Source organism: Sulfitobacter sediminis (assembly GCF_040811725.1).
GTDB lineage: Bacteria > Pseudomonadota > Alphaproteobacteria > Rhodobacterales > Rhodobacteraceae > Sulfitobacter > Sulfitobacter sediminis.
In genome coordinates, this window is record NZ_JBFNXX010000181.1 from 1 (window position 1) to 257 (window position 257).

A 257-nucleotide genomic window follows, 5' to 3' on the forward strand; every position below is an offset into this window, starting at 1 on the left:
TTCTCGCCGCCGTTGTTCTCGCCGCCGTTATTATCGCCGCCGTTGTTGTCGCCGCCGTTATTATCGCCGCCGTTGTTCTCGCCGTCGCCGTTGTTGCCGTCGCCGTTATTGTCACCGCCGTTGTTCTCGCCGCCGTTATTGTCGCCGCCGTTATTGCCGCCGCCGTTATTGCCGCCGCTGTTCTCGCCGCCGTTGTTCTCGCCGCCGTTATTATCGCCGCCGTTGTTGTCGCCGCCGTTATTATCGCCGCCGTTGTT

1 protein-coding gene is annotated in these 257 nt (G+C 61.9%); it reads right to left on the reverse strand.

Features of this window, described 5'->3' with window-relative positions; genetic code table 11:
- On the reverse strand, positions 1 to 257 hold a 257-nt coding region (locus AB2B41_RS24160; protein ID WP_367880261.1), incomplete at both ends, for a hypothetical protein.